Origin of the sequence: Corynebacterium ulcerans (assembly GCF_000767685.1) — a bacterium.
Classification (GTDB): domain Bacteria; phylum Actinomycetota; class Actinomycetes; order Mycobacteriales; family Mycobacteriaceae; genus Corynebacterium; species Corynebacterium ulcerans.
Window position 1 is genome coordinate 1,060,671 of sequence record NZ_CP009622.1, and the last position, 23,459, is coordinate 1,084,129.

The following is a 23,459-nucleotide window of genomic DNA, read 5'->3' on the forward strand; positions in this document are numbered from 1 at the left end:
AAAACCAAAGCATTAAAAATAAAGGGGTAGGCAACACAAGACCTGTTGCCTACCCCTTTGCTTTGGGACTAATTAGCGCGTGACAGATGACTCCGCTGTGTGTTTTTCTATGGCTTTGGTCAACTCCACGAGCGCTGCATTGCCAGAGTTCTGCGGCACGCTAACTGCCACAATCACGTCACGGCCGAGCGCATACCAGGTTGACGCCGTGGTTCCGTTACCTAAGGTCGTATCCTCAAACCACGCAACGGAATCTATCTGTTGGATACGTGCCCCAGCCTCATATGCCGCTGGGAAGGCAACGCCGCAACGCACCATAACAGGCTCGTAGCCTGATGCACTCCACGCTGCTGAACCAGCTGGAAGTCCTGGCACATCACGACGAGAATACTGCGGAGAGTCCCCAAAACGTTCCGGCACATCTGACATCAACTCGGTACAACGATCCGAATGAGCGTTTGTGCGAGGATCCGCATCTTGCTGCAACGACTGAAGAGGAAGCGGGTTGGGCTGTGCCGTTTCCTTGCGTAAAGAAGCGACTGCTGTGGAGAGCTCTGGGATGGGCGATGTCGCTTCTCCAAGCCCCGCGTCGTCAGCCGTCAGTGCTACCACAGGAAAACGGTCTACCGCATACCACGTGCGAAACGTCGATCCCGGCGTGGTATCCCTGACTTCTAGCCATGATGTTTCGTCGATAAGCGAAAGCTCCGAAAGCTGCGTGTACTGCAACGGAAGGTTGACTCCGCACCGCAAAGTTACTCGGTGGGTGGAATCTGACTGCCATGCTGCCGCACCAGCGGGGGCGGGATCGGCAAGCTCGGCACGCTTGTGCCCGAGAACCTTATGTGGAAGCGCACCAATAAGAGATGCGCACTCGGGGCTTTCCGCCTCAGGGGAATTTGCAGAAGTCATTGCTACCGGACGGTGGGCTACCCGATCGTAAACCAGCTTCGCTCCTCCAAGCACCCCCACGACCAATACAATGGCTAATGCCAACGCGAGTGCGATGGGCCCTCGTTTGAAAGAAGCTTCATTCTGCATAAGGAATAATCATAGTTTCTGCGATGAACAAGATCGGGTCGCACCGCCGATTGCATCGTGTACTGCTGCACACTGTAGAAATAAGGTCATAACATACGCGACGGAGGAGAACACTAGTGAAAGAACATCTGAATCCGACGCTTGCCGAGGTAGGAGAGCGCGCCGCGATCAACGTGATCATCGCGCATGCGCCCAGCTCCCGAAACGGCGACGACGCCGCAGTACTTGGACATGCCTCCGCGAATTCCCGGGCAGTGGTCACCACAGACATGTTGGTCCAAGACCGACACTTCCGCCTCGACTGGTCAACCCCTGCAGAGATAGGCCGCAAAGCAATCACCCAAAACTTTGCCGATATCGAGGCAATGGGAGCGCGCCCCGTGGCAGCCCTCCTAGCGATCTCAGCGCCGGCCTACACCCGACTTAACTTTGTTTCTGAACTCGCCAGGGGCATTTCCTCCCGGGTAAAAGACTATTCCGCAGAACTCGTCGGCGGAGACATCACAGACGGCGAAGCTATCGTGATCGCAGTAACCGCCGTGGGACAACTAGGCGGTTCACTCCCAGAGCTTTCCCTTGACCGCGCACGACCAGGACACACAATCATCGCCTCGGGAGGAATCGGCGAATCTGCCGCCGGATACGCGCTCCTTAAGCGTTTTGGACGCACAGACATCCCAGAAAAATTCCTACCACTGGTAACCGCACACTGCGCGACCATCGTGCCAGAAGGCCGCGGCTTTGTCGCGCGTTCAGCAGGCGTAAGCTCCCTGACCGATAACTCGGATGGACTCATCGTGGACTTAAGAACCATGGCCAAAAAATCCGGCGTATCCATGGACCTAGACCCAGAAGCCATCGCCCCAACACCATTGATGCTGGAAGCCGCAGAGCTTCTCGACGCCGACCCCTGGCAATGGGTCCTTGGAGGGGGCGAAGACCACACACTCATGGGTACCACTGCCGGCGCACCTCCCACAGGATTCCGAGCCATAGGAACCGTAGGAAAACGACTCTTCCACGTAGGCCACGACCATGGACAAGTACTCGTCGGCGGAAAATCACCCGCTTATGACGACGGCTGGGTCAGCTTTTAAGCATCACTGAACAACCGCAGTAAAACACAGCACATACATACGAGGAACACGAATGACCGACACTGCATCGAACAACGGTGCCCCACATAATTCTGCACCCCAACGACAGCGCCAACCCCTACCAGTCCACCCATCGTGGCTAGAGCCGCTGGCCCCTGTAGAAGAACAGATCCACGCGATGGGAGATTTTCTCCGGGAAGAAATAAAAGCAGGTAGGGGATACTTACCCGCAGGTGCAGACGTACTGCGTGCGTTTAGCTACCCCTTTGATGAGATCAAAGTCCTCATCGTCGGGCAAGACCCCTATCCCACCCCAGGTCACGCGATGGGATTGTCCTTTTCCACCCAACCAGGCGTGCGCCCACTACCTAGGAGTCTTAGCAATATCTTCAAAGAACTATCGCAAGACCTAGGCATCCCCGCACCCCACGACGGCGATCTGACCCCTTGGTCGCGTCAAGGAGTCGCACTCTTTAACCGGGTACTTAGCGTCCAACCAGGTAAAGCCGGCTCCCACCGCGGACGCGGCTGGGAAGAAGTCACCGAGGTAGCCATCAGAGCCCTCGCTGCACGCAACACCCCCTTAGTCGCTATCCTATGGGGACGAGACGCACAAGCAACCAAAGCATTCCTGGGGAACACCCCCTGCATTATGTCCCCGCACCCATCACCGCTATCCGCATCGAGAGGATTCTTTGGTTCTCGCCCCTTTAGCAGGACAAACAGCTTGCTTCAAGACCTCGGAGTCTCCGGCATCGATTGGCGATTGTAAACTTTTCTACCATGCCCGACATCACGTTTCTTAGCGGACGCAGCCTCCTACACTGGGCGGAATGCGCAACAGATGAGCTCGTCGCGCGCCGGGCAGAGATCAACAGCCTGAATGTGTTTCCGGTACCAGACGCGGATACCGGCTCAAATATGGCGCATACCATGCACGCTGCAGTAGAAGCCGTCCACCAGCTGATCGCCAGCGCCGGGGGAGAAACCCAGCACGGTGAGCCCCAAGAACTGAGCGCTTCCGACGTCGCCACAGCACTGGCCTCCGGTGCTGTACGCGGGGCACGGGGAAACTCGGGCGTTGTCTTAAGCCAAGTACTACGTGGCATCGCGCAGGCCGCAAACTCGGGTGTTATTGATGCTTCCTGCATACGGAGATCACTTCTCAACGCACTTGATTTTGTGGCCGCAGCGATTACCGACCCCGTTGAAGGCACCGTGATCACTGTGCTGCGTGCTGCCGCGTTTTCTGCTCGATCCTGCGACACCGACAACCTCTATGAGGTTGTCACAGTGGCTGCGGAGGCAGCGCGAGTAGCCCTGCATAACACCCCCTCACAGCTTGCCGTGTTAAGAGAAGCAGGTGTTGTTGATGCCGGAGGCCAAGGACTAGTAATCCTTCTGGACGCCCTTGTCGATGCCGTGCTCACAGACCCCATGAATGCGGCTCACTGCGGTCAAGACTTTCAAGGGGAGGCCGCGGGCCACGATTCTCATCACTCGGCAGAACTTTCGTACAGGCCACACTCCCGCAGCTTTTCTCAACACGGGCATGAAGCTTTCCTGGAAGTAATGTTCTACATCGAGGACGTTGACCTAGATGCACTACGCGGCGAACTCCTCGCATTAGGAGACAGCCTTGTGATCGCGGGCATTGGCGAAAAAGCTGGGACAATTCATATCCACACATTTGACGCCGGACGAGTCATCGAACAGGCATATGCCATGGGAAAGGTCAGCGACCTTAGGATTGAGGTACTACCGTCCCTCGGCGGCACAGACCACCCAACACGAATCGTGCTAGCACTTGCCCCGGAAGGAACACTGGCCCAGCTCTACAATGCAGCTGGTGCACTTGTGGTAGTCCGAAAAGGCAAACAGTTTGCCATCGTCGGCTCGACCGACCTCGGCCAGGAACCCACCCCGCTGACAGACGGCGTGGCAATAGTCAACGAGCTCATTTCTCGTTCGCATGAAAGCGGAGCGACCGAAGTGATCTTGCTTCCCAACGGCATGCTCACCAGAGGAGAGATGGCGTCAGTGGAACGCTCGACGCGGTCGTTTAAGCAATCAATCACCATCTTGCCCACAGGCAGCCTCGTCCGTGGGTTAGCAGCACTATCAATGCACGATTCCAGCCAAGCACTCGCCGTCGATACCTATGCCATGACTGAAGCCATCACTGGCATGCGTACGGCCAAAATCCGCCCCACCTCAAAAGCCGCCCTCACCGCTGCTGGTGCCTGCGCCAAAGACGACTACGTTGCCACAATGGGGTCTGAGACGATTGCAGTAGATGAAGACATCTATGCTTGTGCTCAACAAGCCGTGCGCAGAATGCTGGACGGCGGCGGAGAACGCATCACGATCATAGCGTTAGAATCACTTGGGCTTAACGAGTCCGAGATAGCCGCAATGCTACCTCCCAACTCGGAACTTGATCTCACCATCTACCTAGCTGACCACGTGGACAGCCTCGTGGAAATCGGAGTGGAGTAACCCATGCTGGGCTGGCACGACACGCGACCACTCACGCAACTCTTGCCTGAAAAAGAAGCCAAGGCCTTTGCCAAACACTTTGGATATCGTTGCGCCGAAGACCTCCTCATGCACCTACCCAGAGCCTATGCCGCCCACGGGTCAGGCCTGAGCGCAGGCCATGCACAAGAAGGCGACATCATCACATGCATAGGGGAGATTGTCTCCACCACCGAGCGAAGAGACCGCAACGGAAACCTCATCTACACCATCGCAATCTCCGACGGTACAGTCACCACCAGTGCAACGTTTTTCCGCGCTAACTGGATCTCCAAAGTCCTCACCACAGGCGCACGCGGCATGTTCACCGGAAAACTCAAATTTTTCCGAGACAAACCACAACTACAGCATCCAGACTTTTTCCTTTTTCCCGATCCCGGTGCCAAAACCCGTGGTTCGGGAGGCTTACAAGCACTATCCACTACAGGAGAGCTTGACGACGTCACCCACATCATCAACTCGCTCACATACATACCGGTATATCCAGCCAAAAAAGCCATGCCCACATGGCGGATACTAGGAGCAATACACGAGATATTGGGTAAAACCCCTCCTATCGTGGACCCACTAGGAGACTTCGTACCCGATGACATGCCTACGCTCGACCAAGCACTACGGGGTGTCCACGAGACAGACTGCGAGAGAGCCGAACCCTACCTCAACAGACTGAAATACGACGAAGCACTCAGCATCGCTCTAGTGATGGCGCTGCGACGCGCAGACATGAAACGTCGTCAAGCCTTCCCCATGCCCACCTCCCACACCGGCCTTCGCGCCACGCTACTCAAAGCCCTGCCTTTTACACTCACAGAAGGCCAACAACAGGTAGCACAAGAAATCGCAGAAGACCTAGGGAAGAACACTCCCATGTCGCGCCTGCTACAAGGAGAAGTCGGATCCGGAAAAACCATCGTCTCGCTCATCGCGATGCTCCAGGCCGTCGATGCCCACAAACAATGCGCCCTTCTCGCCCCAACCGAAGTCCTTGCAACCCAACACGCACACAGCATCCGAGCCACGCTGGCCGCCGCAGGCATCCAACTCACCGTCGTACTACTCACCGGATCACTACCCACAGCTGAACGCAAAAAAGCACTCCTAGACATCATGTCCGGCGACGCCGACATCATCATCGGAACCCACGCCCTTATCCAAGACACCGTCAACTTCTACGACCTCGGGCTCTGCGTCGTCGACGAACAACACAGATTCGGGGTGGAACAGCGCGACTACTTAAGAGCAAAAGGAAACACAGAACTCACACCACACCTCCTCGTCATGACGGCCACGCCCATCCCAAGAACAATCGCCATGACCGCATTTGGCGATCTCAGCGTCTCCACACTCCGCCAACTCCCCGGCGGACGCCGACCAATCAAGACCTTTGTAGTCAGCTCCGACAACCCCACATGGGGCGAACGCATGTGGAAACGCATCAGAGAAGAAGTAGAACGAGGCCAACAGATCTACGTGGTATGCCCTCGAGTGAAAAACCACGGCGGGGTAGAAGAAACCACCACAGCCCTACAACACGGAATCTTCAACGACCTGCGAGTAGAAATGCTCCACGGAAGCATGCACCCCGAAGACAAAGAAACCATAATGGCAGCCTTCGCCGCAGGAACGATTGACATCCTCGTAGCCACGACCGTCATAGAAGTCGGCATAGACGTACCCAACGCCACCGTCATGCTTATCCGAGAAGCCGAAAACTTCGGAGTCTCCCAACTCCACCAATTACGCGGACGCGTCGGACGAGGCGGCAAAGAATCAATCTGCTTCCTCCACACCACCGCAGAACCCGATACCCCTGCGCGCGAACGCATCCACAAAGTTGCCGCCACTACAGACGGCTTTACCCTCGCAGAAATAGACCTCGAATACCGGCAAGAAGGAGACATCCTAGGCGCCCAACAATCAGGAGCCTCCCAAAAACGCATCAGCTTTATCAAAGACAAAGCACTGATCCAACGCGCCAACCACGACGCCGCCACCATAGTCCAACACAACCCAGAAGCAGCCCGATCCATGGTGAGCGACATCGACGACCGCTCGCAAGACTATCTGGATAAAACATAAACAGATCAACGCACTACCAGAGCAATCCCACCCCACCTAAGCTCAAAAGGCTCACAAACCGTACGCTATGGTTAAAAGCATGAAAATCTGTGCCCCATTCGCCGGCATAGTCCACTACAAAGTAGGACTTGGCGATACCGTCGATACCGGTCAAGAGCTCGCATCAGTCGAAGCTATCAAGCTTGAGGCCCCCATCATCGCGCCGGGGCCAGGGATTGTAGCAACTTTGGCTAAAGACAACTTTGACGATGTCATGGGCGGGGACGTGCTACTTATCGTGGAGGAAGCATAGATGACTCGAATTATTTCTGGTGAAGCCCGAGGCCGCACAATTAAAGTACCTGAGCAAGGAACGCGGCCTACATCAGATCGTGCTCGCGAAGGACTTTTTTCTTCTCTTCAGGTGCGCTTTGGCTTTGTCGGTGCGAAGGTGCTAGATCTTTTTGCCGGATCCGGGGCGCTTGGCCTTGAGGCGGCGAGCCGCGGCGCGGATGAAGTGGTATTGGTAGAAAACAACCCCAAGGCCGTGCAGATTATTCGCCACAATATGCAGGTTGTTGGGCATCCTAACGTTACGGTTGCGGAAATGAAGGCCTCCACGTATGTGGCGAGCGCCCCCAAAGAATACTTTGACATGGTGCTCGCAGACCCTCCTTATGATCTACCTGATTCGGACGTTGAGGAGATGCTTGTGGCCCTGATTCCTACGCTTGTCGACGGCGCAGCGGTCGTCGTAGAGCGTCATCGCGAGTCGCCGGAGACCGCATGGCCTGCATGCTTTGTCCCCACCACGCAGAAGCTGAAAAAGCGGACTTTTGGAATCGCGCGCATGGACATGGCCGTATATCACCAAGAACTTGTTTCAGACTGAGTTACTACAGCACTGTGCACGCTACGTTTAACAATAAGGATGCTTGATGTCCATACATGCTGTTTGCCCCGGTTCTTTTGATCCTGTAACAAAAGGCCATATTGACATTATCGGCCGTGCCGCCGAAATGTATGACCACGTGACCGTACTGGTTACTGCGAATCCGAATAAACCCTCCGGAATGTTCAACGTTGAAGAGCGCAAAGATCTTATTCGGGCGGCAGTACGAGAGGTCGGGGGGCTGGACAACGTCTCTGTGGACCATTGGGGCGGGCTTTTAGTCGATTACACAAACGCTCATGACGTGAGTGTTCTGGTGAAAGGACTGCGCACGGCCCTTGACTATGAGTACGAGCTTCCGATGGCACAGATGAACAGGAAGCTATCAGGGATTGACACGGCATTCCTGATGACTGATCCGGCTTATGGTTATATCTCCTCAACTTTGTGCAAAGAGGTTGTTAAATACGGGGGAAACGTTGATGACATGCTCCCGGCTGCAGTTTCTGCGGCAATGAAACAAAAACTCGGCTAGCGATTAAACAGTGTCCCGAATATGGGGGACGCGTCAACATGTGTGTGCGATTCTGGTAATTTGAGTCACACTCAAATCTTTTGGATGCTAGGAGCAGTATGGGTCTCGCGCTGTTGGTTTTTGCGATCGTGGCTGTCGGATCGTTATTACAGCGAGTATCCGGCATGGGGTTGGGGCTAGTTGCTGGTTCGATTCTGAGCATCGTCATGGGGCCGATAGAAGGAATATTGGTGGTCAACCTCCTAGCGGCTATCAACGCAACTATGACCACTGTGATCGTGCGCAAGAGCATCGATTGGAAAAAGTTTTGGCTTATTGCTCCGGTACTCGTGCTTGGCGCGATTCCTGGTGCATGGCTCATCAGGGTCGTGTCAGGACCAACGCTGCAGGTTGTGGTGGGAACTTTGCTACTGGGCGCACTCGCCACAGTGACCTTTGGAGTTCAACGTATTCCCCACGCTCAAGGAAGAGCACCCGCTGTTGTAGCAGGTATTATCGCCGGTTTTATGAATACCCTTGCAGGAATCGCAGGACCAGCTATTACCGTCTACGCGCAGGTGGCTAGGTGGCCGCAAGTACCTTTTGCGGCGACGCTGCAACCAATCTTCATAGTCTCAGGTCTGGTTTCCTTGACAGTAAAAGTAGCGTCGGGTGCGGGAACGGTGGCATCGGTGACTCCCTGGGTATGGATTTTTGGGATACTCGGCATGATTGCCGGAATTTTTATTGGTGCGAGAGCCTCCCAAAAGATTCCTCGTTCTACGGCAAGAAAGATTTCTCTGAGCGTGGCAACGCTAGGAGGCGTTATGGTTTTGCTCCGAGGCTTGGTAGGGCTCTTCTGACCTTAAGGCACATATAGTTAACTCATGCGTGTTTCCTACGTTGATGTTTTCTCCACCGGACCTCTAAGCGGTAACCCCGTGGCGGTAGTCCATGATGCCGACCAGTTATCGCAACGCCAGATGCAGCGTTTTGCAGCATGGACACATTTATCGGAAACTACTTTTCTCCTTGAGCCAACCACTCCCAACGCAGACTATAGAGTCAGAATTTTTAGCCCCACCAAAGAATTTCCCTTTGCCGGACACCCCACCTTGGGCTCTGCGGCCGCGTGGCTTGCCGCTGGCGGAGTGATGCAGGGAGCGCATATTATCCAGGAATGTTCCGGGGGCTTAATCCCGATACAGATCGATAAAGACGTGTTGTCTTTTCAGGCGCCTGCTCTGTTGGATACTGCGCCGCTTCCTCCGGAACAGATCCAACGCATTCCGCAGGCCTTGAGCATAACCTTTGATGACATCGTGAAGATTCAGCGAATTGACAACGGAACAGGCTGGATCGGCGTTCTGCTTAGCCCAGGAGTCGACATACGAGGCATTAATCCACACTATGCCTTGATGGGACGGCTCAAGCTTGGAGTGGTTAGCCTCCTGGATCCCAGCGACGGTGATGCCATGGAAGTGCGCGCCTTCAACCCAGACATAGGGGAGGACCCGGTTACAGGGAGCCTGAATGCGGGGCTAGCCCAATGGCTTATCGGTGAGGAGATAGTCCCTTCCTCCTACTCAGCGCGTCAGGGGGCCGTACTAGGGCGGGCCGGAAAAATCTTTGTCTCGCAGCGTGCCGACGCCCTGTGGGTAGGCGGACAATGCAGGCTTACTATCAGCGGAACCGTGAACATATAGCTACAACAATGCCCGAGGCGCTGTGTTCTCAGAGCCTCGGGCATAAAATTAAAGCGTTTTAGAGCAAGCTGGAGAGGAACGTCTTGGTGCGTTCGTGCTGAGGGTTATCAATAACCTGACGAGCATCACCGATTTCAACGATCACACCGCCATCCATGAAGGCGACTGTATCTGCGACTTCACGGGCAAAGCCCATCTCATGCGTGACTACCAACATGGTCATGCCGCCTTCTGCAAGGTCGCGCATCACTCGCAGAACTTCTCCTACCAACTCTGGGTCGAGGGCGGAGGTGGGCTCGTCGAAAAGCATAAGTTTGGGTTCCATGGCTACTGCACGCGCGATGGCTACGCGCTGCTGCTGACCGCCAGAAAGCTGAGCCGGATAAGCGTCCGCCTTATGCTGCAAACCGACTTGCGCGAGTAACTCCATGGCTTTGGCGCGAGCCTCGGACTCCGGCACACCTTTGACGTGAATGGGAGCCTCTATGATGTTTTCGATTGCGGTTCTGTGCGGGAACAAGTTGAAGCCTTGGAACACCATGCCGATATCGGCGCGCTGACGTGCGGCTTCTTTCTCGGAAATTTCGTAGAGAATCCCGTCGCGCTCTTTATAACCGATCAGCTCACCATCCACGTACAAGCGGCCAGCGTTGATCTTTTCCAGGTGGTTAACACACCGCAAAAGTGTGGATTTACCGGAACCCGAGGGTCCAATGAGACAGGTCACAGATCCCTGAGGAACTTCAAGATCGATGCCCTTGAGGACCTCAATCTGGCCGAAGTTTTTGCACAACTGTTGCGCACTAATCATGAGATTTTCAGCCATTATCAAGCGCCTTTCTGCGGGTTATGTGGGTGTCGGTGCTGCCGCGTAGGAGGCTCGGCGACGATATTGACGTTTTTGGGGAGGGTGCCTTCTGCGTCGGCAAGCGCTGCAAGCTGGCGAGCAGTCAGCTCACGTGTTGCGCCTCGGTCGAAGTACTTTTCCAAGTAACTTTGCGCGACCATCAACAGCGAGGTAATTGCCAGATACCATGTTGCTGCCACAAGAAGCAGGGGTACCGGATCAAACAGTGCTGCGGCGATATCGGTGGCGCGTCCGTAAAGCTCAGCGGTGTAAGGGATTGCTACGACCAGGGACGTGGTCTTGAGCAAAGAGATAAACTCGTTGCCCGTAGGAGGGACAATAATGCGCATCGCTTGGGGGAGGACCGTACGGCGAATGGTCATCCACCAGCTCATGCCCAAGGCCTTGGAAGCTTCAGTCTGGCCTTCGGGAACCGCCTGCAATCCAGAACGGACGATTTCTGCCATATATGCGGCCTCGTTGAGTCCGAGTCCCAAAACTGCGAGTAGGAACATATTGGAGAGGGCATTTTCCAAGGATATTTCTGTAAAACCAAGGTTGACTGTTTGATACAGCGAACCGAGGAGACCCCAGAAGACGAGCTGGACGTAAACCGGAGTTCCACGGAATATCCACAGATAGAACCACGAGACAGTGCGCAGGACTGGATTAGGTGACATGCGCATGACGGCCACGGCACAGCCTAAGACAACGCCCAGGATCATGGACAAGACCGTGATGGCCAGAGTGTGGCCTGCTGCTAAGGCGATACGAGTATCAAAGAGATATTGAATATACGTATCCCAACCATATGCTTCATTGGTGGCCGCGCTGATGATAAACCAGAGGAACACCAGAAGAATAAGGATGGCGGCAACCCAACGGCCGGGGTGACGCAGCGGCTTCGCTTGGATGGGTTTTGGTTGTGGGGAAGTCATGTAGTTTCCTTGTGTTTTTAGGGATGGCGGTTATGAGAGGGGTGCTTATTGAGCGATAGGTACTTCGTTGATCATCGCTGAGGAAACAAGACCCTCATCAATTCCCCACATTTTGAGGATTCGTTGATAATCACCAGTTTTAATGAGGTGCTGCAGCGCAGCGGCTAGTGCCGTACCGAGTTGAGATCCCTTAGGTACTGCAAAGCCGTAGGGCGCGGCATCGCTGATGGATCCCACTGTTTCTAGCTTCCCTTCAGACCTAGAAATTGCCCAGGCCAGCACCGGCGAATCTGCGACAAAAGCATCGGCACGGCCAAGGACAAGCGCGGTCGCGGCCTGATCACTGGTCTCGTAGGCCAGGACCTCGATAGGCTTTTTGCCCTGAGCTACGCAATCATCGCTCATAGGACGCACGATATCTGTGTCAGCGACTGTTGTACGTTGCACGGCGATGGATAGACCGCACGCATTATTTGGGTCGATAGGTGAACCGACTTGTTGCCCCCACTGAACTCCCGCATAGAGGAAATCAACAAAGTCATAATTTTTCCGCCGCTCCTCATTGTCCGTAAAACCAGAGGCGCCTACATCGATGGTTCCGGCGCTGAGAGAGGGGAGAATGAGGGAGAAATCCTGCTCGATTGGTTGATACTTAAGCCCCATAACCGATGACGCTGCCCTCATAAGATCCATTTCCATCCCGATGATCTCATGACGAGAATTCTTGAATTCAAATGGTGCGAATGGCGGGTTTGAGCTTGCTACCAATGTTCCCTTTTCTGCAAGAGGCTGGGGGACTAGAGCAGCGATGTCGGGTACTGCGGGCGGCGAGACCTCTTCCCAGCCGTCGGGGTGACCTTGTTCTTCATTGGTCACACACGCGCTGAGCGAGACGGCAAGTGTAATCGCAGTACACAAAGCCAAGACACGGGTGCGGGATTTCATGGAGGAAATAATACCGCTTCCTACATATTATGTTTAATCGACAGGCTAAAAGCCATGGAAATCGATGCAACCTCGCAATATCTTGCACGAGGGGAGCTATCGCATCCATGGCTTTGCTCAATCGAACGCGGTGGAGTTTAAGGGAAAGCCTTAGACTAAGCGTTTTCTGATTCGGTGTTGGTCTTGGTATTAAAACGACGTTCTACCAGCATGATCGCTGCCACAATTCCGCCTCCGACAAGGATCAAAAGAATAGTCATGCCGATGTTTCCGGAAGGTGCCGCAGGGGAGCCGGAAATATCTTGCCAAGGCCACAATGCACGTAGCGAACCAAGCATTAACCCCGCCATGGTAGCCAGCGTGATTGTTCGGTGAACGGTAATCAGGTAATCCAGAATCTTGATAAAGCATGCAATTCCGGTCAATGCGCCGAGCGCAAACACGGCCATGACCGTGAGGTTACGGTCGCTGACCGCTCCGATGACTGGAGCGTAGAGGCCCAAAGACAAGAGGATGAAAGAGCCAGAAATACCAGGCAAAACCAGGGCGCATACGGCTATCGCAGCAGCGAAGAAGATCACGACTAACGACGGATCAGTTTTTTCCTCGGACGTAAAACCTGTGCCGATAAAAGTAAGGATCGCCGCGATGATGAAAGCTGCAATGATGGCGACGCGTTTTTGTGAATAGTCTTTTCGGGAAATCATGAGCAATGGCACTGTAATAGAAACAGCCACCATGCCCAAGAAGAGGGCGCGAGCAGATTGTCCATGATTTTCCACGAAATTATGCATCACAGAAGAAAGCAAAAGAACCGTGGCCACCATGCCAAATCCGACGCATGCGAGGAAGAGCCATTCCACGCGTCGTGCTGCTTCCTTTAACCCGGATGGGTTAGTAAACATGGTGCGAACTAAATGGAGTAGGGAATGGCCATTGTGGATAGCTCGTTCATAAATACCTACGACGAGCGCAACAGTGCCGCCGGAAACGCCGGGAACCATCTCAGCAAGACCAATAAGTCCGCCTGCGATGACGTGCACAATGGAACCGGAGAAGGATGAGGACCTGGTAGTCGCTTGGGGTGTGGCTGCCATGAACCGCTTTCTTCTAGGTGGCCGTTGCAAGAAAGCGGCCACTGTAGTTGTTAAAAATGTACAGCTTGACACCTTAGACGGTTTTTTAAAGAAAGTCCTGATGGCTCACAAACCTGCGCGGCATTGTGAAGAAGAAAAGCTGTGACGGGGAGTGGAGGAGATCGGTGGGAAATCGATAAGAAATGTCGTTTTTGAGAACGCTAGCGAGTGTGCCGTTAGTAAAATCCCAGGACAAGATTTCTAGCGTTCTCAAAAACGACATTTTGGCTTCCTAGAACCAAAGCAGCAGGGCGCAACAAGTGAAAAGCAAAAGTGCGCTTGAAGGCTGCCTTGCCAACAAACGCACTTTCAGCTGTTGTATCTACCGCCTAGTGGGCTGCCACTTCCCAGTTAGGGCCGCTACCTGCTGAAACCTCAAGTGGCACACGCAAAGAAATGGCCGCATCCATTTCCTTTTCCACTATCTCACGCACCTGTTCCAACTCATTTGGTGCAATTTCCACCACGAGTTCGTCATGAACCTGCAGCAGCACGCGAGATGCAACCCCAGCCTTTCTCAGCTCATGGTCAACACGGATCATTGCAACCTTGATAATGTCTGCGGCTGTTCCTTGGATGGGGGCATTAAGCGCAGCACGTTCTGCGTTTTCGCGAGCCACTCGGTTATCTGAACCAAGCTCAGGAAGGTACCGACGCCTACCGAACAACGTGGAGGTAAACCCATCTTTTCGAGCCTGCTCCACCACGTTATCCAGATACTGTTTTACTCCACCAAACCGCTCAAAATAGCTCGTCATAATCTGCTTAGCTTCACCAGCAGGAATATTCAGCTGCTGCCCGAGACCAAAGGCCGATAACCCATAGACCAAGCCATAGCTCATCGCCTTTACTCGACGACGCAACTCTGGCGTCACCTGATCCACCGGGACCTCGAAAACTTTAGAGCCTACGTAATTATGGAGATCTTCGCCTTTACGATACGCCTCAATAAGACCCGGATCTTCCGAAAGGTGGGCCATCACACGCATTTCAATCTGGGAATAATCCGCGGTGAGCAGTGTTTCATACCCTTCGCCCACAACAAATGCTGATCGGATTTTCCTGCCGTCTTGCGTACGCACTGGGATATTTTGCAGATTGGGTTCTGTCGAGCTTAAACGCCCCGTAGAGGCAACAGTCTGATTAAAGGTGGTGTGAATACGTCCATCTGATCCGACTGCTTTAATGAGTCCCTCTAGCGTTGTTTTCAGCTTCTGATTCTCACGGTGCGCAAGAAGATGATCGAGGAAAGGGTCTGGATGTTTAACAGCCAACGCTTCAATCTCTTTAGCGGCTGTGGAATATCCCGTCTTTGTCTTTTTAGTTTTAGGCAGGCCCAGAGTCTCAAAGAGAACAACTTGGAGCTGTTTTGGACTCGAAAGGTTTAAGGATGGATCACCCGCGATATGTCGAGCAGCCTCTTCATGCTCCTGAACTCGCTCGATAAAAACTTTTAGCTGATCTTCCAGGGTTTCCACGTCAACTGCAATACCAACGGCTTCCATCCGTGCCAGGATCAAGGCGAGTGGTAATTCAAGATCGCGGTATAGCTCGAACGAATCAATAGCTTCTAGTTGCTTGGTCAGCTCCTCGGAAAGCTCAAGAATCGCAATGGCAGAATCGATGAGTTCTTCTGAGCCGGGAGCGTCGAGAAGCGAAAGCTGCCCCTGAGATTCTTCTCCAGAGAGCTGGCGCTGCAGATGGCGCTGATAAACATCTTTCAAATCATACGTTCGTTGACCCGGCCTTAGTAGATATGCGGCGATGGCTGTATCATGCGCAATTCCGTTGAGATCAAAACCACGGCCGGAGAGCATATGGAAAGCCGCTTTTGCTTCGTGCAAATACTTGGGGGTTTCACTGCTCAGCCACTGTGCCAGAGCCTTTTCATCTTTCGGGTCAATATCTGAAAGATCGATGGCGATTACACGACGTTGTTTATCTGCAATCGCTAAAGCCTCAGCATCTCCGGTTGCCGGAGTACCTCGTCCACGCACATATACAGCAAGGCCTTCGCCTTCACGTTGCGCTAGCCACTCACTAAGAGCTGTCTGCTCCACGGTGACTTCAGCACGCTCTTCCGTAATTGCCGTAGTTGCATCAGCCCCCACCGCTCCCATCACGCGCTCGCGCAGGTTGGTGCCAAATTCAAGCTCATCAAATTTTTCAGCCACGCCCGCAACCTGAGCCGGTTTGAGACCCAGTTCGTCGGGAGAATACGGCAGCTCAAGATCTTTCACCATCTCCGTCAGCGTTCGGTTCATCCGAACCTGCTCTAAACGCTCGCGGAAGCTCGTACCAGCTTTGCCTTTGATGTCATCAGCGTGCTCCAGCAGCTGATCGAGGCTGCCGTACTCCACAATCCATTTGGTGGCCGTTTTGGGGCCCACGCCGGGAATGTTGGGCAGGTTATCTGAGGGGTCTCCTCGCAATGCAGCAAAGTCTGGATATTGCGCAGGTGTGAGACCATATTTTTCTTCCACGGCTTCAGGGGTAAAGCGATGGAGCACTGAGACCCCGCGCATCGGGTAAAGAACGGTCGTGGTCTCGTTGACAAGCTGGAATGAATCACGGTCACCCGTAACAATGAGCGTCTCAAATCCCAGTGGCTGCGCGGCGGTTGCCAGCGTAGCGATGACGTCATCTGCCTCGTAGTTCTCTTTTTCCAGGGTGGTGATCCCCAAAACTTCAAGAACCTCTTTAATGAGCTCGACCTGGCCTTTGAACTCTGGCGGCGTGGCTTCACGCTGAGCTTTATACTCAGGGAACATATCCGTGCGGAAAGTCTTCCGGCCAATATCAAAAGCCACCGCCACGTGAGACGGCTTCTCCTCATTCAAAAGAGAAGAGAGCATCGATAGGAATCCATAGACAGCGTTGGTCGCTTGTCCACCTGATGTGGAAAAGTTTTCGGCCGGCAGCGCATAAAACGCGCGGAACGCCATCGAGTGGCCGTCGATAAGCATTAAACGGTTGCTAGTTGAAGTCACGTGGTTAGTCTAGTTATTTTTTGTTTCGCTCACCTCCCCGCCATCACTAGGCCCAAGTTTTACGATAAAAATCCCAACTTTTCCCCATCTACGAGCGGATTAGCCTTTTTACGCTCACGTCCGCTAATATTTTTTTGCAGCGCCCCTGTATCCCAATTGGCAGAGGAAACGGATTCAAAACCCGTGCAGTGTGAGTTCGAGTCTCACCAGGGGCACCACTTATAAGCGCCATTTACTAGCTTCGTACTGGTAGGTGGCGCTTTTTCGTGGTGTGGTGTTCCGGAGGTAAAAAACGAAAAAAGGAGACGTGGACGTTTTTGAACACCCTCCCTAGATTCATTTGTTGTGGCCTGCCGCCTTGGCGCTAGGAAGCCAAAAATGTCGTTTTTGAGAACGCTAGCGGGCGTGTGTTTGCAAAACACCAGGACGGAATTTCTAGCGTTCTCAAAAAACGACAAAGAAGGGGCCAAATCCTAGGCCTTATGAGCCACAAATATGGCAGTGCCGGGGAAGATTTTTCCTCGAAGCGGTGACCATTGACCCCAGGAACGAGTGAGATCGTGGGGCCATTCCGGCTCGATGATGTCCTGGAGGATAAAGCCCGCTTGGGTGAGCGCACGTACCCAATCGCCGATTGTTCTCTGGAACTCTACGTATGTAGGCCGGCCTTCCTCGTCTTCTTCGACGTAACTGCGCTGAAAATACGGGATGGAAGCTATTAGTCCGGCTTGGCCTGGATCATCAGGGAAAATCCAGCGCATGGGGTGGTTGACGGAAAACACTAGACGGCCGTCGGTGGTGAGGACTCGGGAGACGTCGAAAAGTGTTGCGGTGATGTCGGGGATAAAAGGAAAAGCACCAAAAGCTGAAAACGCTATGTCAAAGGATGCGTCTTTGAAGGGGAGTGATTGTGCATCAGCGTTGACCAGCGGGAGCGGGGTAGAGTCTTGATCTGCGTGCCGCAGCATCGCGAGTGATAGGTCAAAGCCAGTGATAAAGCCAACGCCGTTGCGAGCGAGCCACTGTGAGCATGGAGCAGAGCCGCAGCCTATTTCTAATACCCGCTTATTGCGGACGTCTCCCAGTAGGTGAGCGTCTTCCTCGGCGAGCATTTCAGGACACCAATAAAAGCCGGATAGGTATTCCTGGTGTTCGTCGTGATAGCGCTGTGCATCGCTGTCCCACCATGCTTGGCTCGCGTGGGCGGCCTCGCGGGTGGAAACGGTGATCGCATCTGGGATGCAGGGGTCTAAACTGCTCATAGTCTTGAAGACTAACCCGTGCCAACAATGGGGGAAGAAACACGGAGTGTCAATCTTGATCTAGCAGGGAAAATGCACTATCCTTGAGCGAGCGTGTCTGTGCTTAAGTCATATGTTAGTCCCAAGTAGGAGGATGGCGTACGGCTCTAGCGGGATCAAAATCGCAGCTTAAGTAGTGATTTTTTGAGAGATACGTTCCTGTCCATCAACTATTCCTACCTAATTCGGAGCACTTAACATATGCCCACCAACAACGTCCCTCAGGTAGCCATCAACGATATTGGCTCCGCTGAGGATTTCCTCGCAGCTGTCGACGCAACCATCAAGTACTTCAACGATGGTGACATCGTCGAGGGCACCGTGGTTAAGGTTGACCACGACGAGGTTTTGCTCGACATCGGATACAAGACTGAAGGTGTTATCCCTTCACGCGAGCTTTCCATCAAGCACGATGTCGACCCGGACGAGGTCGTCGAGGTCGGCGACCAGATCGACGCTCTTGTTCTTACCAAGGAAGACAAAGAAGGCCGTCTGATCCTGTCCAAGAAGCGCGCACAGTACGAGCGTGCATGGGGCGCCATCGAGGAGCTCAAGGAGAAGGACGAGCCGGTTACCGGTACCGTCATCGAGGTTGTCAAGGGCGGCCTCATCCTGGACATCGGACTCCGTGGCTTCCTGCCTGCATCTCTCGTTGAGATGCGCCGTGTTCGCGATCTGGATCCATACATCGGACAGCAGATCGAAGCTAAGATCATCGAGCTGGACAAGCAGCGCAACAACGTTGTTCTGTCTCGTCGTGCATGGCTCGAGCAGACCCAGTCTGAGGTCCGCTCTGAGTTCCTTCACCAGCTGCAGAAGGGTCAGGTCCGCAAGGGCGTTGTCTCCTCGATCGTCAACTTCGGTGCGTTCGTCGACCTCGGCGGCGTGGACGGACTCGTCCACGTTTCCGAGCTCTCCTGGAAGCACATCGATCACCCATCTGAGGTCGTCGCTGTCGGCGATGAGGTTACCGTTGAGGTTCTCGACGTTGATCTCGACCGTGAGCGCGTCTCCCTGTCCCTGAAGGCTACTCAGGAAGACCCATGGCGCGTCTTCGCTCGCACTCACGCTGTGGGCCAGATCGTTCCGGGCAAGGTCACCAAGCTTGTTCCATTCGGTGCGTTTGTTCGCGTCGAAGAGGGCATCGAGGGCTTGGTCCACATCTCCGAGTTGGCACAGCGCCACGTCGAGGTTCCGGACCAGGTTGTCAACGTCGGCGACGAGGCTATGGTCAAGGTCATCGACATCGATCTCGAGCGTCGTCGTATCTCCCTCTCCCTCAAGCAGGCTGACGAGGATTACACCGAAGAGTTCGACCCATCCAAGTACGGTATGGCTGACTCTTACGACGAGCAGGGCAACTACATCTTCCCTGAGGGCTTCGATCCGGAGACCAACGAGTGGATGGAAGGCTTCGACGAGCAGCGTCAGGCATGGGAGGCTCGCTACGCAGAGTCCGAGCGTCGCTTCCAGCTGCACACTGTTCAGATTGAGAAGAACCGCGTAGCTGCAGCTGCAGAGGCAGCAGCAGCTGGCGAGGAAGCTAACTACTCCTCTGAGACCGCTGAGGCAGCTCCGGCCGAAGCAGCTTCTGAGGCTGAGGGTGGCTCCCTGGCTTCTGACGAGCAGCTCGCTGCTCTTCGCGAGAAGCTCGCCGGTAACTAATCTTGAATTAGTACTTCAATAAAGAGAGCGTCTAAGGAATATTCCTTAGACGCTCTCTTTATGTCCTTAGGTCTTTTGCACAATGCTGATTAAGCGGCGTGCCGTTGCACAGATGCTGCGCCACAATTTTTCGAGCTAATTCTTCATCAACGTATTCGTACCAAATACCCTCGGGATAAACCGCTATCACCGGGCCTAGCGAACAAGGGAAAAGACAGCCTGTCTGAGTGATAAGTGCGTCGTCGTCGGTCAAACCGAGTCGTGTGTGCTCTGCAGATAGCGCGTGTGCGGCGGCATCAGCTCCCAACGCAGAACACCTAGGGCCTCGGCAGACAAGAACATGATGCGTAAAATCGGGGATCTGTTCCCACGCCGGGCTTAGTAGGGGAGCCGCTGTGGTGACACCGCGCATCTCCCCGCTATCTGCGTTTTCGATGGCATTCATGAGAGCGGATTCTTGAACCGCAGAGGCACACACCGCAACATCTGGGGGATCTTCTTGCTGCGAGTGCCAATGTTTGGCAATTCTGCGAATCCATGAGATACGGGTGCGATCGCTATCATGCTCTGGTGCGATAATTCGTATCTCTTGCACTCCTTGAGCATGAAGACTGCTCAGAGCCTGGCCTAAAGTGCTTCCTGGACCGCTGAGTGCACAAACGTCGATAATAGCCCCCGAATTGCGAGTGCGATAACGCTCAGCGACGGCACGATACGTATCGGTCTTGCTCTTGTCTTGGCCTGTGGCGTGGACTATCAATATTCCGGTCGAGGTATGAGTCATGATCGCGGTGTAACTCCGGTTTGAATTATCAAGGGACGTCCGTCGACAGGATGCTTATCGACGTAAACCGTAATGCCGTATGTTTCTCTTAAAATTTTGGGCGTAAGAGTTTCCTCGGGGGTTCCGTAGGCATGAATTTCTCCGTTTCTCATCACCACGATGACATCGCAGAATCGAGCTGCCAAATTCAGATCATGGAAGGCTCCAACAACAGACACACCGCGTTTGGTGATTGCCTCCATAATCTCCCAAGCTGCGCCTGGGTCGAGGTGGTTAGTCGGTTCGTCTATAAAGAGGACCTCCGGGTTTTGGGTGAAAACTCGGGCGAGCTGAACTCGTTGACGTTCTCCGCCGGACAACGTAGACCAGAGCCTTCCACGAAGATGCGCAATCCCCGCAGCGGCTAGCGATTCCGCAAGAGCCTCTTGGTTAACGTGAGCAGGACTTGCCCAGCCTCGTTGATGGGGTATTTTCCCTAGAGCAACAATGTCCTCCACTTTTAAGTCCACGTGGGCTTGTGAATGCTGTGCTAGTAACGCAGTTAGTTGGGCTAAGCGTCTCGACGATAGGGAATGGGGAACTAAACCATTAACCCGGATCTCGCCCGAATCTGGGCTGAGGAGAGCAAGTGCGGCCTTGATGAGGGTAGATTTTCCGCATCCATTGGGGCCAATAATTCCAGTGACCTTTCCTGCAGGTGCAGAAAAAGTTACATCGTTAAGGATTGTCGTTTTACCAGCGCTCCACGATAGATGGGAAACGCTCAGTGCGTGGGGAGTGCTGCCGGAGTTACTCATACGTGCGCCTGCCGTTGCCGATGAAGAACAAAGAGGAATGCCGGCACACCGATAGTTGCGGTAATCAGTCCTAATGGGAGCTCGCGGGGGCTAAACGCCACACGACAAGCTATATCTGTCCATACTAGAAATACTGAGCCGACGAGAGCCGACAGAGGAATGACATAGCCATGCAACGGGCCAACGATCATCCGGACAAAATGCGGGACGATGAGTCCCACAAAACCGATAATCCCGGCTTGTGCCACGAGCGTAGCCGTGGATAAAGAGACAGCTATGTAGAGAGTCCAGCGGATAACATTGACGTTTACCCCAAGCGTTTGTGCGGCATCGGAGCCAAAAGAAAAACCATCAAGGGCGCGGCAACAGTACAAGGCGGCAAAAAGAAGAACGCCGACTATCGTTCCGCTTATCGGAAGACCAGACCATTGAGAACCGGCTAGAGAACCTAAAGACCATGCTTGGATACGTTGGGCGGCATCTCTATCGCCGAAATAGATAAGTGCACTGGCCCCGGCGGAGGCTAATTGACCTATCGCAATACCGGCCAGGATCATGCGTTGTGGTTCAAGTACCCCGGAGCGTGTCGTCGATAAGCTAAAGACCGCAAGCAGTGAAAGGATACCGCCTGCAAAAGCAGCTATTGTGATGGCGCTAAAAGCACCCATGGAAGCGAGCGACACCCCTCCTGTGATCACCAAAGCTGCCCCTAGGAAAGATCCGCCTGAAATTCCTAAGATATAGGGGTCTGCGAGTGGATTTTGCGTAAGTGTCTGCAAAATGGCTCCGCAGAGTGCCAGGCCTGCGCCCGCCACAACCGCAGACAATACCCGGGGAAGTCTGCGGCTTACCACGATGTGATAAGTAATCGGGTCAGGCGCACTACCTGTGAGCGTGCGAAAAACGGTTGCCGGGCTAAGCTCCGCCACTCCAGAGGCAACGCCAAAAATAATTCCTAGGAGTAGCAGCAGGATAAGAACAGCCGAAAGGATGCTCGTAACTTTAAGTGACATGCTTGTTATGACTTAGCAAAGCCCTCTTCTAGGCGCTTGATGGCCTTATACGTCCGGGTGTTGGGGGTGCTTTCGGAGAACGGGATGGTGATAAAACGATCATTCTTAACGGCATCGAGTTCTTTCAGCGCGGGATCGTTCTTTGCATAAGCAATTTTTTCCTTAGCAGTATCCCAGCTGGCATCGGCGACCACAATATAGTCAGGGTTTGCCGTGAGTACGGCTTCCCATGAGGCTTCGGCCCAGTTGCCCTCCAGGTTTTCAAAGATGTTTTTGGCTCCCACGGTGTTTAGAAGCATCTGCGGGCCACCCTGACCTGCGCCCGCAAAAGGAGTATCGGTTTTGGAATCCCACCAGAAGACCTTCTTACCTTGCGCGACCTTTGCGGACTCTGCGTGAGATACAGCTTCCATAATGGTTGATTTCAAGGACTCTGCCTTGTCTTTGTGTCCGGATATCTCTCCGAGTTCCATGATGGAGGTAGTGATTGACTCCCAGGAAGCCTTAGCGCGCTTTGTCTTATCTGGGCACGCAAATGGGTCCAAATAGGTAGAAATTCCGAGCTTGGCCAGCTCTTCTCGGGAACCAGCCGCTTTTTCCCCGAAGGCAGAAGCATAAGAAGCAACGAGAAGGTCTGGGCGCTTTTCCACGATAGCTTCGTGCGATGGGTATTTATCAGAGAGGACAGGGATCTTCTTATATGCATCCGCAACATCAGGGTCGATCTCGTCGTCGAGGTACGCAGTGCCAACGATTGTGTCTTGAGAATCGAGAGCTAAAAGAGATTCCGTGGCGCCTTGGTTAAGTGTGATAATGCGCTGTGGCTGCGTAGAAACTGTGACGTCTACTCCGCAGTTGTTAATAGTAACTGGGGAGAAATCGGCGGATTGGGTAGTTGTCTCCTTGGCGGTCTCTGGGGCGGAGGTGCCACATGCGCTGAGCGTTGCAGCCATGCCTATGGCAACGAGGGTGGTTGAAGTCTTAATTGGCGTAATTTTCACGGTATATATCCTTTGACTCTTCTGCCTCATGGGATATAGGCATATCAAGGGACAAATAGACCTATATGATTCGGCGGGGATGTAGAGGGATAGAGGTGGGGATTAGCGTGCCCCGAAAGAGGAGATTACCAATAAGAGTTGAAATTGGTGTTGGTTTTCATGTCAATAAAATGTGATGCTGAAAACAGTAAAAATA

The 23,459-nt window shown here is 53.7% G+C and carries 21 protein-coding genes and 1 tRNA gene; 11 read left to right on the forward strand and 11 right to left on the reverse strand.

Going from position 1 to position 23,459, the window contains the following annotated elements; translation table 11 throughout:
• Positions 1–72: 72 nt before the first annotated feature.
• A complete protein-coding gene (locus CULFRC11_RS04885) occupies positions 73–1,041 on the reverse strand; it encodes a DUF3515 domain-containing protein (protein WP_038620514.1) in 969 nt (322 codons plus the stop codon).
• 116 nt (positions 1,042–1,157) lie between these two features.
• On the opposite strand from CULFRC11_RS04885, the gene CULFRC11_RS04890 reads away from it, so the two are divergent.
• From CULFRC11_RS04890 to CULFRC11_RS04930, 9 genes are all read left to right on the forward strand, one after another.
• A complete protein-coding gene (locus CULFRC11_RS04890) occupies positions 1,158–2,138 on the forward strand; it encodes a thiamine-phosphate kinase (protein ID WP_023635582.1) in 981 nt (326 codons plus the stop codon).
• A 52-nt stretch (positions 2,139–2,190) separates the two neighbouring features.
• Complete coding sequence (locus tag CULFRC11_RS04895; protein ID WP_023635583.1) at positions 2,191–2,910, forward strand: uracil-DNA glycosylase; 720 nt, start codon at positions 2,191–2,193, stop codon at positions 2,908–2,910.
• Positions 2,911–2,921: 11 nt separating this feature from the next.
• Positions 2,922–4,637, forward strand: coding sequence for a DAK2 domain-containing protein (locus CULFRC11_RS04900; protein ID WP_031270229.1), 1,716 nt, complete (start codon positions 2,922–2,924; stop codon positions 4,635–4,637).
• Between the two features lie 3 nt (positions 4,638–4,640).
• Complete coding sequence (locus CULFRC11_RS04905) at positions 4,641–6,755, forward strand: ATP-dependent DNA helicase RecG (RefSeq protein WP_038620517.1); 2,115 nt, start codon at positions 4,641–4,643, stop codon at positions 6,753–6,755.
• 79 nt (positions 6,756–6,834) lie between these two features.
• A complete protein-coding gene (locus tag CULFRC11_RS04910; protein WP_029975349.1) occupies positions 6,835–7,047 on the forward strand; it encodes a biotin/lipoyl-containing protein in 213 nt (70 codons plus the stop codon).
• Positions 7,048–7,626, forward strand: coding sequence for a 16S rRNA (guanine(966)-N(2))-methyltransferase RsmD (rsmD, locus tag CULFRC11_RS04915; protein WP_023635585.1), 579 nt, complete (start codon positions 7,048–7,050; stop codon positions 7,624–7,626).
• Between the two features lie 46 nt (positions 7,627–7,672).
• Complete coding sequence (coaD, locus tag CULFRC11_RS04920) at positions 7,673–8,161, forward strand: pantetheine-phosphate adenylyltransferase (RefSeq protein WP_023635586.1); 489 nt, start codon at positions 7,673–7,675, stop codon at positions 8,159–8,161.
• Positions 8,162–8,259: 98 nt separating this feature from the next.
• Entirely contained in the window at positions 8,260–9,003 is a 744-nt protein-coding gene (locus CULFRC11_RS04925; protein WP_023635587.1) for a sulfite exporter TauE/SafE family protein, read from the forward strand.
• Between the two features lie 24 nt (positions 9,004–9,027).
• Positions 9,028–9,846 (forward strand): PhzF family protein, encoded by an 819-nt coding sequence (locus tag CULFRC11_RS04930; protein WP_023635588.1) that lies wholly within the window; start codon positions 9,028–9,030, stop codon positions 9,844–9,846.
• Between the two features lie 58 nt (positions 9,847–9,904).
• Here CULFRC11_RS04930 and CULFRC11_RS04935 read toward each other — a convergent pair whose 3' ends face one another.
• The 5 genes from CULFRC11_RS04935 to polA all read right to left on the reverse strand — a co-directional run bounded on the left by CULFRC11_RS04935 (position 9,905) and on the right by polA (position 16,702).
• Positions 9,905–10,672, reverse strand: coding sequence for an amino acid ABC transporter ATP-binding protein (locus tag CULFRC11_RS04935; protein ID WP_023635589.1), 768 nt, complete (start codon positions 10,670–10,672; stop codon positions 9,905–9,907).
• Between the two features lie 2 nt (positions 10,673–10,674).
• A complete protein-coding gene (locus CULFRC11_RS04940) occupies positions 10,675–11,631 on the reverse strand; it encodes an amino acid ABC transporter permease (protein ID WP_023635590.1) in 957 nt (318 codons plus the stop codon).
• 45 nt (positions 11,632–11,676) lie between these two features.
• Positions 11,677–12,576 carry an ABC transporter substrate-binding protein gene (locus CULFRC11_RS04945; protein ID WP_014525686.1) on the reverse strand — a complete coding sequence of 300 codons (900 nt, stop codon included), beginning with the start codon at positions 12,574–12,576 and terminating at the stop codon, positions 11,677–11,679.
• Positions 12,577–12,731: 155 nt separating this feature from the next.
• The gene (locus CULFRC11_RS04950) at positions 12,732–13,673 is read right to left on the reverse strand and encodes a DUF368 domain-containing protein (protein WP_023635591.1); all 942 of its coding nucleotides are present in this window, start codon (positions 13,671–13,673) and stop codon (positions 12,732–12,734) included.
• 368 nt (positions 13,674–14,041) lie between these two features.
• Complete coding sequence (gene polA, locus CULFRC11_RS04955) at positions 14,042–16,702, reverse strand: DNA polymerase I (protein WP_023635592.1); 2,661 nt, start codon at positions 16,700–16,702, stop codon at positions 14,042–14,044.
• A gap of 141 nt (positions 16,703–16,843) precedes the next feature.
• Here polA and CULFRC11_RS04960 point away from each other — a divergent pair.
• A tRNA-Leu gene (locus CULFRC11_RS04960) sits at positions 16,844–16,920 on the forward strand.
• Between the two features lie 255 nt (positions 16,921–17,175).
• Here CULFRC11_RS04960 and CULFRC11_RS04965 read toward each other — a convergent pair.
• Complete coding sequence (locus CULFRC11_RS04965; RefSeq protein ID WP_023635594.1) at positions 17,176–17,964, reverse strand: class I SAM-dependent methyltransferase; 789 nt, start codon at positions 17,962–17,964, stop codon at positions 17,176–17,178.
• Between the two features lie 240 nt (positions 17,965–18,204).
• On the opposite strand from CULFRC11_RS04965, the gene rpsA reads away from it, so the two are divergent.
• The gene (gene rpsA / locus CULFRC11_RS04970; protein ID WP_023635595.1) at positions 18,205–19,668 is read left to right on the forward strand and encodes a 30S ribosomal protein S1; all 1,464 of its coding nucleotides are present in this window, start codon (positions 18,205–18,207) and stop codon (positions 19,666–19,668) included.
• A 58-nt stretch (positions 19,669–19,726) separates the two neighbouring features.
• On the opposite strand, the gene CULFRC11_RS04975 is transcribed toward rpsA, so the two are convergent.
• Genes CULFRC11_RS04975 through CULFRC11_RS04990 form a run of 4 tightly spaced genes read right to left on the reverse strand, consistent with a single transcriptional unit; the run spans position 19,727 to position 23,263 of the window.
• Positions 19,727–20,452, reverse strand: a complete 726-nt coding sequence (locus tag CULFRC11_RS04975) for a (2Fe-2S) ferredoxin domain-containing protein (RefSeq protein ID WP_023635596.1) — start codon at positions 20,450–20,452, stop codon at positions 19,727–19,729.
• Entirely contained in the window at positions 20,449–21,249 is an 801-nt protein-coding gene (locus CULFRC11_RS04980; RefSeq protein WP_023635597.1) for an ABC transporter ATP-binding protein, read from the reverse strand. Before CULFRC11_RS04980 ends, CULFRC11_RS04975 begins: the two co-directional genes overlap by 4 nt.
• A complete protein-coding gene (locus CULFRC11_RS04985) occupies positions 21,246–22,262 on the reverse strand; it encodes a FecCD family ABC transporter permease (RefSeq protein WP_023635598.1) in 1,017 nt (338 codons plus the stop codon). The genes CULFRC11_RS04980 and CULFRC11_RS04985 overlap by 4 nt, the downstream gene beginning before the upstream one ends.
• Before the next feature lie 5 nt (positions 22,263–22,267).
• A complete protein-coding gene (locus CULFRC11_RS04990) occupies positions 22,268–23,263 on the reverse strand; it encodes an ABC transporter substrate-binding protein (RefSeq protein WP_023635599.1) in 996 nt (331 codons plus the stop codon).
• Positions 23,264–23,459: the final 196 nt, after the last annotated feature.